The following is a 15,053-nucleotide window of genomic DNA, read 5'->3' on the forward strand; positions in this document are numbered from 1 at the left end:
GGTTCGCATGTCGAACACGATCCGTCGATCCTCACCGGCCGAGGGGGCGCGCAGATCCCCATTCAGGGGGGTTTCGCGGGGTGTTCGGCTACCGGAGGTCAGGGCACGCCCGTCGGAGGATCAGTTCAGGCGCAGCTCGGCCGCGGCCTTCGTCACGTCGGACTGGTGCTTGAGGACGACTCCGAGCGTCGTGGCGACGGCCTCGTCGTCGAGGGTGTCCAGACCGAGCGCGAGCAGGGTGCGCCCCCAGTCGATCGTCTCGGCCACGGACGGGGACTTGCGCAGCTCCAGGCCCCGCAGCACCCGCACCGTCCGCACCATCGCCTCCACCAGCGCCTCCGGCAGCTCGGGGACGCGGCCCGCGACGATGCGGCGTTCCAGGTCGGCGTCGGGGAAGTCCAGGTGCAGGAACAGGCAGCGCCGCTTGAGCGCCTCGGAGAGCTCCCGCGTCGAGTTGGAGGTGAGGAGCACGAACGGGCGGCGGCTCGCGGTGACGGTGCCCATCTCCGGCACCGTGACCTGGAAGTCCGAGAGCACCTCCAGGAGCAGGCCCTCGACCTCGACGTCCGCCTTGTCGGTCTCGTCGATCAGGAGCACGGTGGGCTCGGTGCGCCGGATCGCGGTGAGCAGCGGGCGGGGCAGCAGGAACTCCTCGGAGAACACGTCGTCGCGCGTCTCGTCCCAGGACTCGCGCCCCTGGCCCGCGGTGATGCGCAGCAGCTGCTTCGCGTGGTTCCACTCGTACAGCGCGCGGGCCTCGTCGACGCCCTCGTAGCACTGCAGGCGCACCAGGCCGGACCCGGTCGCGGCGGCCACCGCCTTCGCCAGCTCCGTCTTCCCGACCCCGGCCGGGCCCTCGACGAGCAGCGGCTTGCCGAGCCGGTCCGCCAGGTAGACGGTGGTGGCGACGGCCGTGGAGGCCAGGTAGCCGACCCCGGCCAGTTTCTCGGTCACGTCCGCGACGGAGCCGAAGAGCGGGGCCGGGATGGGCGTCACACCGGCCATCCTGCCCTGCGCCCCGGCGTCCGGCGCAACCCGCGCACCTTCGCGGCGTCGGACGTCACCCCCGTCAGGCGGTGCGCCGGCGGCCCGACCACTCGTCGACGTCGAGCAGGAACGCCCATTCCAGGTGCTCCACGCACGCTGCCAACGGGGCCCGCCCGACGTCCCGCTCGGCCTCCCGCCCGGCCTTCCGCCCGGCCTCGGTGCGGACGACGACCGCCGCGGCCCGGGCGCAGCGTTGGCACCGCGGACGCGACGGCGTGGATGACGACGGGGTGTCCATGGAGGTCTGTTCCCCGTCCGGGTCCGTTCCATACCGCCGCCCCCCGCCGGGAATGTCGGTGGGACGGTCCACGATGGGTGGGTGACGTCGACACGGACGACCGTCGGGGCGGGCGCCGAGCTGCGGGCCCGGGCCGAGGAGGTGCTGGCCGCACTGGCCGGCGAGGGGGCGCGGCTGCGCGAGGACCAGTGGACGGCGATCGAGGCGCTCGTGGAGCATCGGCGCAGGGCGCTGGTCGTGCAACGCACCGGCTGGGGCAAGTCGGCCGTCTACTTCGTCGCCACCGCGCTGCTGCGCGAATCAGGTGCGGGGCCCACGGTCATCGTGTCGCCGCTGCTCGCCCTCATGCGCAACCAGATCGACGCCGCGGCGCGCGCGGGCATCCACGCGGCCACCGTGAACTCGGCGAACACAGGAGACTGGGAGAACACCTACGCCGCCGTCGAGGCGGGCGAGGTGGACGTGCTCCTGGTGAGCCCCGAACGGCTCAACAACCCGGATTTCCGCGATCGTGTCCTTCCCCGGCTCACCGCGAGCGCCGGGTTGCTCGTCGTGGACGAGGCGCACTGCATCTCGGACTGGGGCCACGACTTCCGCCCGGACTACCGCCGCCTGCGCGGGCTGATCGCGGACCTGCCCGACGGGATCCCCGTGCTCGCCACCACCGCGACGGCCAACGACCGGGTGGTGCACGACGTCACCGAGCAGCTCGGCCTGGACGGTGCGGGGCCCCTGGTGCTGCGGGGCTCGCTGGACCGCGCGAGCCTGCGCCTGTCGGTGGTCCGGCTGCCCACGCCCGCTCAGCGCATGGGCTGGCTCGCGTCCCGGCTCGCCGAGCTGCCCGGCGCGGGGATCGTCTACACGCTCACGATCTCCGCGGCCGAGGAGGTCGCCGAGTTCCTGCGCGAGCGCGGCTTCCCCGTCGCGGCCTACACCGGGCGCACCGAGCCCGACGAGCGGCTCGCTCTGGAGGCCGACCTGCTCGCGGACCGGGTGAAGGCGCTCGTCGCCACGAGCGCGTTGGGCATGGGCTTCGACAAGCCCGATCTCGGGTTCGTCGTCCATCTCGGTGCGCCTGCCTCCCCGATCAGCTACTACCAGCAGATCGGCCGCGCGGGCCGTGCCCTGGAGCGGGCGGAGGTCGTGCTGCTCCCGGGCGCGGAGGACCGCGACATCTGGCGCTACTTCGCGTCCCTCGCCTTCCCGCCCGAGCCGGTGGTCCGGGAGGTGCTGCGGGTGCTGCCGTCCGACGGCGCGATGTCCACCGCCGGATTGGAGACGCGGGTCGATCTCTCCCGCACCCGGCTGGAGATGCTGCTCAAGGTGCTGGACAGCGACGGCGCCGTCCGCCGCGTCAAGGGTGGGTGGCTGCGCACCGGCGAGGAGTGGACCTACGACACCGAGCGGCACCGCCGGGTCGCAGAGGCCCGCCGCGCCGAGCAGCAGGCGATGCTGGACTACCTCGACACGACGGAGTGCCGGCTGACGTTCCTGCGGCGGCTGCTGGACGATCCCGGACCGCCCACCCCGTGCGGGCGCTGCGACGTGTGCGCGGGCGCGGTGTGGTCCGCCTCGGCGGACGCCGGGGCCGTCGAGGCGGCCGGGGAGCGGCTCGAACGGCCCGGGGTCGCCGTCGCGCCGCGCAAGCAGTGGCCGTCGGGGATGAAGGAGCTGGGCGTCCCGGTGGCCGGGCGGATCGGGGCGGGCGACGTCGCGGCGCAGGGGCGGGTCATCGGGCGGCTGTCGGACATCGGCTGGGGCACCCGGCTGCGCGAGCTCGTCGACGGCCCCGACGCGCCCGTCCCGGGCCCGGTCCTCGACGCGTGCGTGCGCGTGCTCGCCGGGTGGGGCTGGGAGGAGCGGCCGGTCGGGGTCGTCGGCATCGGCTCGCGTACGCGGCCCCACCAGCTGCGCCACCTCGCGGCCCGCCTCGCGGAGATCGGGCGGCTGCCGCTGCTCGGCACGCTGGCCCCGGCCGGGGAGCGGCCCGCCACGGCGGAGAACTCCGCGCAGCGGCTCGCAGCGGTGTGGCACGGATTCGACGCGGCGTCGCTGCCGGATCTCTCCGGGGTCGACGGTCCGGTCCTGCTCGTGGACGACGTGATCGACAGCGGCTGGACGATGACGGTCGCGTCCCGGCTGGTCCGGGCGGCCGGAGCACCGGCCGTGCTCCCGTTCGCCCTGGCGCAGGCCGGCTGACCGGCGGATCGGTCAGGACGCCGTCGCGGACCATCCCGCGAGGATCCGGCAGTGCTCGGTGAGCACCTCGACCTGCCTCGAAGGCGCCGCCGGGCCGTCACCGCCCGGATACACCGTGAGCGTCATGCGAGCCACGTCGGGGCGCCCGGCCGCCGTCCAGGCGTCGAGCGCGGCGAGCAGCCGGGCGGCCAGGACCGGACCGCCGGGGCCGAACGCCAGCACCGCGGCCGGGCGGGCGGGCCGTGCCGAGACAACCGCGACACCGTCCGGACCGAGCAGAGCGGGCGAGCCCAGACCCCTGGCGAGCGGGGCGAACGCCACGCCGCGGAGCCCGCCGCCCGCACGGGCCGGGACCGCGCGCAGCAGGCGGCATGCTCCGGCCTCGGTGAGCGAGAGGAACAGGCCGAAGCCGTCCCAGAGGTCGTTCGCGGTGAGCGGCATCCCGGCCGAGGCGCCCACCACCGGCGCGCCGAGCGCCGCCGCGACGGCGTCCGGATCGACGGGCAACGCCGGGTCGGCCGGGCGCACCGTCCACCCGGTCCCCGGCACCGCGAACTCCGGGTCGCTGACCGCGCCGGCGCCGCGGAGCCGCACGAACGCACAGCCCCGTGCGGAGCTGCTCCGGAGCACGCCGTCGGGCCCGAGGTCGAGGGCGACGCACACCTGGCTGCCGCGCAGGGTGAGCGGAAGCAGCAGGCGCCCGCCCGGGGCGAGCTGGCGCACCCACTCCGTCCGGATGTCCGGGCAGCCGACCGTGAGCACCACGCGGTCGTACGGGGCGGCGGGCGGATATCCGAGGGCCCCGTCCGCGCAGTGGACGTGCACGCCGTCGGCGGCGGCGCTCTGGAGGTTCTCCGCGGCGCGGGCGACGAGTGCCTGGTCGATGTCGATCGAGGTGACCGACCCGTCCGGGCCGGCCAGGTGGGCGAGCAGCGCGGCGTTGTAGCCGGTGCCCGCGCCGATCTCGAGCACCCGGTGACCGGGCCGGACGTCGAGCTGCTCCAGCATGATCGCCATCATCGACGGCTGCGAGGCCGAGCTGGTCGCCACACCGCCGACATGCTGCACGGTGACGGCCTCGTCGGCGTAGGCCACCTCGACCGGGACGCCGGGCAGGAACAGGTGGCGCGGCACGTCCCGCAGCGCCCGCTCGATCGCTGCGGTCCGCACCCGGCCGGCGGCGCGGAGATCGTCCACCAGCCGGTTCCGCACCTGGTCGGCCGTCATGGCGCCCGAGTGTTCCCCGGCCCGTCACGGGGCGCAATCCGCTCCCACCAGCGGTGGGCGGGCGACCCCGACCCGGACGGTCGACCGTGCGCACACCGGTCTGGCAGGATCCACAACTCGCGGCGGCAGGATGCGCAACTCGCGGATCAGACGAGCACCAGGTCGTCGGCGTGCACCACCTCGCGGCGCTGTTCCGGCGGCAGCTCGCGCGTCCGGCGTCCGATGAGACCGGGCAGCTCGGCGGCGTCGAACCCCACGACCCCGCGCGCAACGACCACCCCGTACGGCCCCACCAGGTCGACGACGTCGCCCGCGACGAAGTCCCCGGAGATGCCGTGGATCCCGGCGGCCAGGAGCGAGCGCCGCCGGTCCACGACCGCGGCGACGGCGCCGGCGTCCAGGTCCAGGCGCCCGCGAACGTCCGCGGCATGGCGCAGCCAGAACCGGCGCGCCGACATCCGCCGCCCCGACGCGCGGAACGCGGTACCGCACTTGGGGCCCGCGGCCCCCGTGTCGAGCGCGGCGGCGGCGTCCTCGGCCGCCGCCAGGAGCACCGGGATCCCGGACGCGGACGCCATCGCCGCTGCCGTGATCTTCGTGGCTATTCCGCCGGTCCCGAGGCTCCCGGCTCCGGACCGGGCCACCGCCACGGCCTCCAGGTCCGACGGGGCCTCCACCTCGGTGATCAGGCGGGCGCCGGGCCGGCGGGGATCGCCGTCGTAGAGGCCGTCCACGTCGGAGAGCAGCACCAGCCCGTCCGCACCGACGATGTGCGCCACGAGCGCGGCGAGCCGGTCGTTGTCGCCGACGCGGATCTCGTCGGTGGCGACGGTGTCGTTCTCGTTGACCACCGGCACGGCGTCCAGGCCGAGCAGCCGCTCCAGGGTGCGCTGGGCGTTGCGGTAGTGGGAGCGGCGGATCATGTCGTCCGCGGTGAGCAGGACCTGCCCGACGAGCTGGCCGTACCGCTTGAACGACGTCTCGTAGGCGTGCGCGAGCAGCAGTTGCCCGACGCTCGCGGCCGCCTGCTGCGTGGCGAGGTCGCGGGGGCGCCGCGGGAGCCGCAGCGGGGCGAGCCCGGCGGCGATCGCACCGGACGACACGAGCACGACCTGGCTGCCCGCGGCCCGACGCGCGGCGAGGGCGTCCACCAGCCCGTCCAGCCGGGCCGGATCGAGCCCGCCCGAGAGCGAGGTCAACGACGACGACCCCACCTTGACGACGACGCGGCGCGCCGCGGCGAGCCGCTGGCGGGTGGTGATCACGCCCGCCCCCGGCCCGAGGAGGGGGCCGCCCGCGGTCGCCGCCACGAGGGGTGCAACTCGCCCTGATGAGATCCGCAACTCGCCGCTGCGAGATGCGGAACTCGCGGGCAGGGGGGGTGGGAGGTGAGCCGGGTCACTCGGGGTCCTCGGGTCACTCGGGGTCCTCGGGTCACTCCGGGTCCTCGGGGTCGTCCCGGTCGGCCACGTCCGCGAACAGCTCGGCGTCCGTGCGGTGCCGGCGGCGCTGCGCCCTGGCCGCCTTACGCTCCGCTGCCGTGACGCGCCCGTCCCGCTCCAGGCGCCGGTCCGTGCCCCGCCCGGACATCAGCACCGCGACCCCGGCAGGCGTCGACGGCTCCCAGTCGAAGGTGACGTCCCCGATCGTGACGGGGCACCCGGGCTGCGCACCCGCCTCGGCGAGCGCCTCCTCGACGCCGAGGCGGGCGAGCCGGTCCGCGAGGTAGCCGACGGCCTCGTCGTTGTCGAACGCCGTCTGCCGGATCCACCGCTCGGGACGGCGCCCGCGCACGACGAACCCGCCGGGCAGCTCCGGATCGGCCTCGACGGTGAACCCGGCGTCGTCGACCGGCGTGGGCCGCAGCACGACGCGGGTGGGCTCGGCGACGGGCTGGGCAGCGCGGTGCGCGCGCACCTCGCGGGCCATCGCGAACGACAGCTCCCGCAGGCCCTCGCGGCTGGCCGTGGAGATCGGGTACACCGGCCGGCCGAACCGCTCCGCCAGTTCCGGCTCGACCAGCTCGGCGAGCTCGCGCGCGTCCGGTACGTCGATCTTGTTCAGCGCGATCAGCCGCGGGCGATCGGCCAACGCCCCACCGAGCGCGGGCGTGTAGCGGGCGAGTTCGGCCTCGAGTGCCTCGACGTCCGAGACGGGGTCTCGGCCGGGCTCGTAGGTCGCGCAGTCCACGACGTGGACGAGGACGGAACAGCGCTCGACGTGGCGCAGGAAGTCCAGGCCCAGCCCGCGCCCCTCGGACGCGCCCGGGATCAGCCCCGGGACGTCGGCGACGGTGAACACCTCCTCCCCCGCGCTCACGACCCCGAGCTGGGGCACGAGCGTGGTGAAGGGGTAGTCCGCGATCTTCGGCCGGGCCGCGGACAGCGCCGCGACCAGCGAGGACTTCCCCGCCGACGGGAACCCGACGAGGCCGACGTCCGCGATCGAGCGCAGCTCCAGCACCAGGTCGGCGCTCTCGCCGGGCTCGCCGAGCAGCGCGAACCCCGGCGCCTTGCGGGCCGCCGACGCGAGCGCCGCGTTGCCGAGGCCACCACGCCCGCCCTCGGCGGCGACGAACCGGGTGGCGGCGCCGACCAGGTCGGCGAGCACCTCGCCGTCCGCGCTCATGACGACGGTGCCGTCCGGGACGCAGAGCTCCAGGTCCTCGGCGTTCGCCCCGGCGCGGAACCCGCCCTGGCCCTGCGTGCCGTTGCGCGCGGTGGCGTGCGGGCGGTGGTGGAAGTCCAGCAGCGTGTGGACGTCCGGGTCCACGACGAGCACGACCGAGCCGCCGCGCCCGCCGTTACCGCCGTCCGGGCCGCCGAGCGGCTTGAACTTCTCGCGGTGCACCGAGGCGCAGCCGTTGCCGCCCGCGCCCGCGGTGGCGTGCAACACCACGCGGTCCACGAACCTCGACATCGCCCCGTCCTCCACACACGCCGACGGCGGGCCTCCCGATGGGCGGCCCGCCGTCGATCACGAATCAGCTGCGGGACCGGGCGGCCCCGCCGAGCAGGCCTCTCAGGCCTGCGGTACCACGTTGACGACCTTGCGGCCCTTCGTGAAGCCGAACTCCACGGCGCCGCCGACCAGGGCGAACAACGTGTCGTCCCCGCCGCGGCCGACACCGGTGCCCGGGTGGAACTTCGTGCCCCGCTGGCGGACGATGATCTCGCCCGCGTTGACGACCTGGCCGCCGTACCGCTTCACGCCGAGGCGCTGGGCGTTCGAGTCGCGGCCGTTGCGCGAGCTGGACGCGCCCTTCTTGTGTGCCATCTCGACCTACTCAGTGAAGAAGTTGCAGTCTCGGTGAAGAAGTTACAGTGCGATCTTGGTGACCTGGAGCTTCGTCAGCGGCTGGCGGTGGCCCTGCCGCTTGTGATAGCCGGTCTTGTTCTTGAACTTGTGGATGCGGATCTTCGGGCCCTTGGTGTGCTCGACCACCTTCGCGGTGATCGACGCCGCGGCCAGGGCATCGGCATCGGTGGTCAGCTCGTCGCCGTCCACGAGGAGGACGGCCTGGAGGCTGACCTCCGCACCGGGCTCACCGACGATCTTCTCGACGGTGAGCACGTCGTCGACGGCTACCTTGTACTGCTTGCCGCCGGTCTTGACGATCGCGTACATCGTGGACGCACGACTCCTGAACTCGGGGGGACTACTGCATCGGGCGGGCGGTGCCGACCCGGCCGGAACCGCGAGGTGCTCCGGCACTCGACGTCCCAGGGTACGGAAAGGTCCTCGCGGGTGTCACACCGGGTCTCCCCCGGACTGCGCCGGGACCGGCTCGCCGGCCTCCGCCGCGGGCGGGCCCGCCGGGCGGGACGCCACCCGCCGGGCGCGGCGCGGGCGGCTCGTGGCGGTGGGCTCGGGCTGCGGGACCACGCCTGCGGGCCCGGTGGCCGGGCCGCCGGTGGCCGACGAGCCGGCCGACGAGCCGGCCGCCGAGCCCGTCGACGGTGGCTCGCCGTCGGTCCCGGCGCCCTCCGTCGCCGCGACCGTGACGACCGCGACCGTCGCCTCCCCGCCGGGCACACTCGGTGCGCCGGCGTCGCGGCGGACGGCACGGCGGCGGGTGCGCGGCGCGGACGCGTCCGCCTCCGGCTCCGCCGTGGCGCCCGTCGGGAACCCGGCGGATGCCGCGGCGGGCGAGGGCGTGGGCGTCTCCGCCGGCGCCGCGGATGCGAACGCCGGTGCGTCGGTCACGGCGACGGCGACGGCCGCCTCGGCCGCGGCCGGCACCTCGTCGGCCGGCGCAACCTCGTCGGCCGGCGCAACCTCGTCAGCCGGCGCAACCTCGTCAGCCGGCGCAACCTCGTCAGCCGGCGCAACCTCGTCAGCCGCCACGACGTCATCGGTCGCCACAGCCGGCAGGGCCGCCCCTCCGGTCGCAGCAGGGGCCTCAGCCGGCTCGGCCGGCTCGGGCGCCTCGCCGGTCCGGACGCCCGCCTCGCCGGTCCGGACGGCCGCCCCGACCGGCACGGGCGGCGCGATCGCCTCGACCGCCTGCGCCCGCTGTTCCGGGTCCGGGGCGGGAGCCGCCTGCTCGACGACCTCCGCGGCGCGGCCGTTGCGGCCGCCCTCGCCACCCTGCTGCCCGTCCGAGCCGCGACGGCGCCCGCCGCGGGAGCGGCGGCCGTCCCGGTCCGGACCGCGGCCCGTCTCGACCCGCTCGGCCACCGGCTCGGAGTTGACGATCACCCCGCGCCCGCGGCAGTGCTCGCAGGTGGAGGAGAAGTGCTCCAGGAGCCCCCCGCCGACCCGCTTGCGCGTCATCTGCACCAGCCCCAGCGAGGTGACCTCGGCGACCTGGTGGCGGGTGCGGTCCCGGGCCAGGCACTCGGTGAGCCTGCGCAGGACGAGATCGCGATTGGCCTCCAGCACCATGTCGATGAAGTCGATCACGATGATGCCGCCGATGTCGCGCAGCCGGAGCTGGCGCACGACCTCCTCGGCCGCCTCGAGGTTGTTGCGGGTGACCGTCTCCTCGAGGTTGCCGCCCGAGCCGGTGAACTTGCCGGTGTTCACGTCGATGACCGTCATCGCCTCGGTGCGGTCGATCACCAGCGTGCCACCCGAGGGCAGCCACACCTTGCGGTCCAGCGCCTTGAGCAGCTGCTCGTCGATGCGGTACTCGGCGAACACGTCCGTCGGGCCGACATGGCGGTGCAGCCGCCCCACCAGCTCCGGCGCGACGTGGCCGACGTAGCCGGACACCGTGTCCCAGGCATCGTCCCCGGCGACGACGAGCTTCGAGAAGTCCTCGTTGAACTGGTCGCGCACGACCTTGATCAGCAGGTCCGGCTCCTCGTAGAGCAGCGACGGCGCCTTCGGCCTGCTCGGGCCGGTGGCCTCGGCCTTGCCCTTGACGACCTCCCACTGCGCCTGCAGGCGACGGACGTCGCGCTCCAGCGCCTCCTGGCTCACGCCCTCCGACGCCGTCCGGATGATCACCCCGGCCTCGCTGGGGACGATCTCCTTGAGCATGTCCTTGAGCCGCCTGCGCTCGACGTCGGGCAGCTTGCGGCTGATCCCGGCCGCGCCTCCGGAGGGCACGTAGACCAGGAACCGGCCGGCGAGGCTGATCTGGGTGGTCAGCCGCGCACCCTTGTGCCCGAGCGGGTCCTTCGTGACCTGCACGAGCACCGAGTCGCCGCTGGACAGGGCCTGCTCGATGCGCCGGGCCTTGCCGCCGAGGCCCGCGGCGTCCCAGTCGACCTCACCGGCGTAGAGCACGGCGTTGCGGCCGCGCCCGATGTCGACGAACGCCGCCTCCATCGAGGGCAGCACGTTCTGCACGCGGCCCAGGTAGATGTTGCCGACGATCGACTTTCCCGTGCCGTTGCCGGAGCCGTCCACGCCGCCGGTGACGAAGTGCTCGACGAGGACGTCGTCCTCCAGCACCGCGATCTCGACGCGGTCGCCGCGCTCGCGCACGGCCATCGCCCGGTCCACGGACTCGCGGCGGGCCAGGAACTCGGCCTCGGACAGGATCGGGACCCGGCGCCGGCCGGCGTCGCGGCCGTCCCGGCGGCGCTGACGCTTGGCCTCCAGCCGGGTGGAGCCACGGACGCTCTGCACGCCGTCGTCGGTGTCCCGGTCCGCGTCGCGCTCGCGCGGCGAGCGGAGCTTCGTGACGGTGTTCGGCGGGTCGCCCGCAGCGGCGTCGTCCGCGTCGCCGCCGCGACGGCGGCGCCTGCGCCTGCGGCGGCGGGTGCCGCCGGCATCGTCGGACTCCCCCGACTCCTCGTCGTCGATCTCGTCCGGCTCGTCGGTGTCCTCGTCCCCGTCGCTGGCCTCGGCGTCCTCGGCCGAGGCGGTTGCGCGCTCGGTGTCGTCGGCCTCGTCCGGGTCCTCGGCGGCGTCGTCGGCGCCCCGGCCGCGACCGCGGCCCCGGCGGCCGCGCCGGCGCCTGCGACGGGAGCCCCCTTCGCCATCGACGTCCGGCCCCGTCTCGGCGGCGTCGGTGTCCGTCTCGGTGTCGGTGTCGGTGTCGGTGTCGGTGTCGGTCGCGTCGGTCGCGTCCCCGTCGGCGAGGGGCTCGGCGTCCGCGCTCGCGGGGTCCGCAGCAGCCGCCTCGCCGGCGGACACCGCAGCGCGGTTGCGGCGCCGGGTGCGCGTCGCGGGTGCCGGCGGCTGGAACAGCGGCGTCGCGGCGGCGAAGAGGGGGGTGGTGGCCGCCCCCGCCGCGTCGGCCTCCGCAGCGGGCGGTTCGGCGGCGCCGAACACCGGGACGGCCGGGGCGGGCGCAGCCGACACGGGGGCGGCATCCGGGCCGGCCTCGCGATCGTCGTCCTGCGAGCCGGCGGCGGCGCCCCCACCGGGCTCGTCCGGCACCTCCTTCGGATCGCCGGGGGCCGCATCGCCACCCGCCACGGCGTCCGGTAGCAGCGCCGTCACGACCTGCTCCGCGTCCTTGCGCAGGACGCTGGACTGCGCGCTGCGCGCCTCGACCCCCAGCTCGGCCAGGGTGGCGAGGATCTCCTTGCTGGTGCGCCCGAGCAGCCGCGCGAGCGCGTGCACCCGCAGCTTCTCGGGAAGGTCGTCCAGCGTGGGTACGGGCCCGCCGGTGCGACCGGCGGGCGAACCGATATCCGACATTCAGCTCCTTACACCCCCGGGCGCCTCATCAGGAGGCGGCCGCGCAGGGGCACGTGCGTTCTTCCCGCGGATGTGCGGGAAGCAATCCTCGAAGATCGTGCTCGTCGCGGTCGGCCGGCCCCGTTGCCGGGTTCGTCCGCGCCGCGCAGTGCTCGACAGCGGGTCTGCCGTCGGCGGGGGGCCGGCGGCAGGCGCCGAAGCGGTCGGCCGTCCCGGGAGGTGACCCGGTCGTCAGCCGAGAGGATCGGCGAGGATGCCCCGGTCGTCGAGCAGGCCCTGGGCCGTCCGGGTCGCTCGCGCGGGCACCGGAGGCCGAAGACCTGCGACAACGTCGAGTGCACCCAACACGTCGTCGGGTCGAACGGCAGGTGTCGTCTGCCGCACGACCGCAGTCAGTATCGCACAGCGTTGCGGCGCGGGGGACGCGTCCGCAGATGTGACACTCGACCGGGCCGCGCCCGCAGCGCCACCGCTCGCATCGCCGCTCTGAACCTCCAGTCGGGCGAGCGCGGCCCGCACGTCGACCTCCCTGCGGCCCGACGGGGTGACCCGCTCGACCACCACGCGCTCCTGCGCGAGCAATGCCTCGACGGCCGCGGCGAGCACGACCGGATCCACCCCGGGCAGCTCGATGCGCCACGCGGCGGCGTCGATGCGGTCCGCGAGCGAGCCACCTCCCGCGGGGACGGCGGCGAGCACGTCCAGACCGTCGGGAAGCGCCACGTCGAGCGCCCGGGCGAGCTCGCCCGGATCGACCTCGCGGGTCAGCCCGATCTCGACGTACTCGGCCTCGCTCGCTGCCCCGGTCGGGGCGGCACCGACCCAGGACAGCCGCGGGTGCGGGCTGAAGCCGTGGGAGTGCGAGACGGGCAGGCCCGCGCGGCGGACGGCCCGCTCGAAGCTGCGGGCGACGTCGCGGTGCGAGAGGAACCGCAGCCGCCCCCGCTTCGCGAAGCGCAGGCGGACCCGCGCCACCGTCGGCGGGGCCGGGTTGGCGGCCTCACCGGGACGCACGCGAGCCATGGCCGCAGGGTACGGCGGGGGTACTGCACGCGGGTCCACCCCTCCCTCTCCTCTCCCTGGGCCCCTCCCCTCCCTGAGCAACGAGCGGCGCCCCGGGGGGCGGGCTCGCCCAAGCCTGGGGGACGACCGCGCCGCTCGTTGCCTGAGGGGTGGGGCGGTGCGGGCGGCTGCCCCCTCACCGCGGTACATCGACGACCGAGACCGTCGCCTCGTCGCGGTTGACGACGTAGGCCTGCCGACCGTCGCGCGCGACCGCCAGGCGCACCGGGCCGGTGCCGACCGCCACCGTGCCCACGACCGCCTCGGACGCGATGTCGATCACGGCGAGCTCGCTCGACTTGTAGCTGGTGACGAAGGCGCGACTCCCGTCCGCGGAGAACGCCAGGGCGTCGGGGAAGTCCGCCAGGGCGATCGTGTCGACGACCGTTCCGAGCCGGGTGTCGACGACCGCGATCGAACGCGACCCGCCGACGAGGAACCAGGCCCGGCCGCCATCGGCCGTGAACGCGACGCGCTGATGACCGCGGGGCACGTCGCTCAGCGCCGCGATCTCCGGCTGCCCGACGAGCACCGTTCCCGTCCGCCGCATCGTCGAGGTGTCGACGACGGTGACCGTGTCGTCGAGCTTGTCGGTCACGTACACCCGCCGGCCGTCCGGGGCGACCACGACGCCGATCGGGGCGTCCCCCACCGGGACGGTCGCCACCACCTCCGCGGCGACCGGGTCCACCACCGAGACCGTGTCGCCAAACTCGTCCGCCGTGTAGAGCCGGCCGTCCGGGGCCATCGCCAGCCCGACCGGGTTGTCCCCGACGGCGATGCTGGATCGGACGGCACCCGTCGCGGCGTCGACCGTCATCAGCGCGTCCTGCCCGGCGGCGGTGATGTACAGGCTGCGACCGTCCGGGCTGACGACGACCTCCCGGGGCGACCTGCCGACGGGCAGCGTCGCGACGACCGCCGCCCGCTCCAGGTCGATCACCGAGACCGAGTCGTCGAGCGCGTTCGCGACGTAGGCCCGGCGCCCGTCCGGGGCGAGCCCGAGGCCGAGCGGGCTGCGGCCGACCGGGACCGCGCCCGCGGTCGTGAGCGTGACCGCGGGCCCCCTGACCCAGAGGACGACCCCTGTGGTGAGCCCCGAGACCAGGAGCACCGCGGCGAGGACGATGGCGATGCGATGACGGCGCGGCCGGGCGGGGCGCGCCGACACCGATCCGCGTCCCGGTGCGACGCCTGCCGCTGCGACCTGCGGGGGCGGGAACGACGGGTGGACGAGACCGCCCGGTCGGCCCGGCTCGGACGGGTGGACGAGACCGCCCGACCGGCCCGGCTCGAACGGGTGGGCGAGACCGTACGACCCGGCCGGGACGGCTACCGGGTGCGGCAGGGGCGGCACGGTCACCGGCTCCGCCAGCGCGGCCCGGGCCGCCCCGGCGAGGTCGCCCGCGCGCGGGAACCGAGCGGCGGGCTCCTTCGCCATGGCGCGCGCCACCACGTCGTCGAAGGCGGCAGGCACCCCGGGGCGTCGCTGCGACGGGCGTGGCACCGGCCTGCTCAGGTGCGCGTACATCAACGCCGCCGGCTCACCGTCCGGGAACGGCTGCTCTCCCGTCAGCATCTCGAAGAGCACGCAGCCGAGCGCGTACACGTCGACACGGGGATCGGCCTCGCTCGGGGCCAGGAACCGTTCCGGGGCCATGTAGGCGAGGGTGCCGATCGCGCTGCTGGTCCCGGACGCGGAGTCGCGCATCGCACGCACGAGCCCGAAGTCGATGAGGTACGCGAAGTCGGGGTCGCCACCGATCAGCACGTTGGACGGCTTCACGTCGCGATGGACGAGGCCCTCCTCGTGCGCGGCGTCGAGGGCCTGGGCGACCTGGGTGAGGATGCCCACGGCCCGCTCCGGCTCGAACGGCCCGTACGCGTCCAGCGTGCGACCCAGGTCGACACCGTCGACGAGCCGCATGTCGATGTAGAGCATGCCGTCGATCTCGCCGAAGTCGTGGATCGGGACGACGTGGGCCTCACGCAACCGCGCGGCGAGCTCCGACTCCCGGCGGAACCGCGCCTGGAAGACGTCGTCACCGGCCAGGGCGGACGGCAGGCGCTTCAGGGCGACGACACGATGCCGGACCGTGTCGAAGGCGCGGTACACCTCGCCCATCCCGCCGCGGCCGATCAGATCCAGCAGCCGATACGGACCGAACATCTCCGCCAC

At 75.2% G+C, this 15,053-nt stretch carries 11 protein-coding genes; 1 reads left to right on the forward strand and 10 read right to left on the reverse strand.

What is annotated here, in order from left to right; all coding sequences use genetic code 11:
* Positions 1-120: 120 nt before the first annotated feature.
* Together AB7J25_RS05155 and AB7J25_RS05160 are read right to left on the reverse strand one after the other, a co-directional pair.
* The gene (locus AB7J25_RS05155) at positions 121-987 is read right to left on the reverse strand and encodes an AAA family ATPase (protein WP_428505699.1); all 867 of its coding nucleotides are present in this window, start codon (positions 985-987) and stop codon (positions 121-123) included.
* 82 nt (positions 988-1,069) lie between these two features.
* Positions 1,070-1,285, reverse strand: a complete 216-nt coding sequence (locus AB7J25_RS05160; RefSeq protein WP_428505567.1) for a hypothetical protein — start codon at positions 1,283-1,285, stop codon at positions 1,070-1,072.
* Between the two features lie 81 nt (positions 1,286-1,366).
* Here AB7J25_RS05160 and AB7J25_RS05165 point away from each other — a divergent pair, with 81 nt between their 5' ends.
* Positions 1,367-3,484 carry a RecQ family ATP-dependent DNA helicase gene (locus AB7J25_RS05165; protein WP_428505569.1) on the forward strand — a complete coding sequence of 706 codons (2,118 nt, stop codon included), beginning with the start codon at positions 1,367-1,369 and terminating at the stop codon, positions 3,482-3,484.
* Positions 3,485-3,496: 12 nt separating this feature from the next.
* Here the strand turns inward: AB7J25_RS05165 and AB7J25_RS05170 are convergent, their stop codons facing one another.
* The 8 genes from AB7J25_RS05170 to AB7J25_RS05205 all read right to left on the reverse strand — a co-directional run bounded on the left by AB7J25_RS05170 (position 3,497) and on the right by AB7J25_RS05205 (position 15,044).
* Positions 3,497-4,711: a methyltransferase domain-containing protein gene (locus tag AB7J25_RS05170; protein ID WP_428505571.1), complete on the reverse strand. Its 1,215-nt coding sequence runs from the start codon at positions 4,709-4,711 to the stop codon at positions 3,497-3,499.
* 146 nt (positions 4,712-4,857) lie between these two features.
* Positions 4,858-5,976, reverse strand: a complete 1,119-nt coding sequence (gene proB / locus AB7J25_RS05175; RefSeq protein ID WP_428505701.1) for a glutamate 5-kinase — start codon at positions 5,974-5,976, stop codon at positions 4,858-4,860.
* A 169-nt stretch (positions 5,977-6,145) separates the two neighbouring features.
* Complete coding sequence (gene obgE, locus AB7J25_RS05180) at positions 6,146-7,630, reverse strand: GTPase ObgE (RefSeq protein ID WP_428505573.1); 1,485 nt, start codon at positions 7,628-7,630, stop codon at positions 6,146-6,148.
* Between the two features lie 102 nt (positions 7,631-7,732).
* Positions 7,733-7,987: a 50S ribosomal protein L27 gene (rpmA, locus tag AB7J25_RS05185; protein ID WP_428505575.1), complete on the reverse strand. Its 255-nt coding sequence runs from the start codon at positions 7,985-7,987 to the stop codon at positions 7,733-7,735.
* Between the two features lie 42 nt (positions 7,988-8,029).
* Positions 8,030-8,338 carry a 50S ribosomal protein L21 gene (gene rplU, locus AB7J25_RS05190; RefSeq protein ID WP_428505577.1) on the reverse strand — a complete coding sequence of 103 codons (309 nt, stop codon included), beginning with the start codon at positions 8,336-8,338 and terminating at the stop codon, positions 8,030-8,032.
* Between the two features lie 123 nt (positions 8,339-8,461).
* On the reverse strand, positions 8,462-11,812 hold the full coding sequence (locus AB7J25_RS05195; protein ID WP_428505579.1) for a translation initiation factor IF-2 N-terminal domain-containing protein: 3,351 nt from the start codon (positions 11,810-11,812) through the stop codon (positions 8,462-8,464).
* A 231-nt stretch (positions 11,813-12,043) separates the two neighbouring features.
* Positions 12,044-12,835, reverse strand: coding sequence for a TIGR03936 family radical SAM-associated protein (locus AB7J25_RS05200; protein WP_428505581.1), 792 nt, complete (start codon positions 12,833-12,835; stop codon positions 12,044-12,046).
* A gap of 175 nt (positions 12,836-13,010) precedes the next feature.
* On the reverse strand, positions 13,011-15,044 hold the full coding sequence (locus AB7J25_RS05205; RefSeq protein WP_428505583.1) for a protein kinase domain-containing protein: 2,034 nt from the start codon (positions 15,042-15,044) through the stop codon (positions 13,011-13,013).
* Between the last annotated feature and the right edge of the window lie 9 nt (positions 15,045-15,053).

Source organism: Pseudonocardia sp. (assembly GCF_050246655.1).
GTDB lineage: Bacteria > Actinomycetota > Actinomycetes > Mycobacteriales > Pseudonocardiaceae > Pseudonocardia.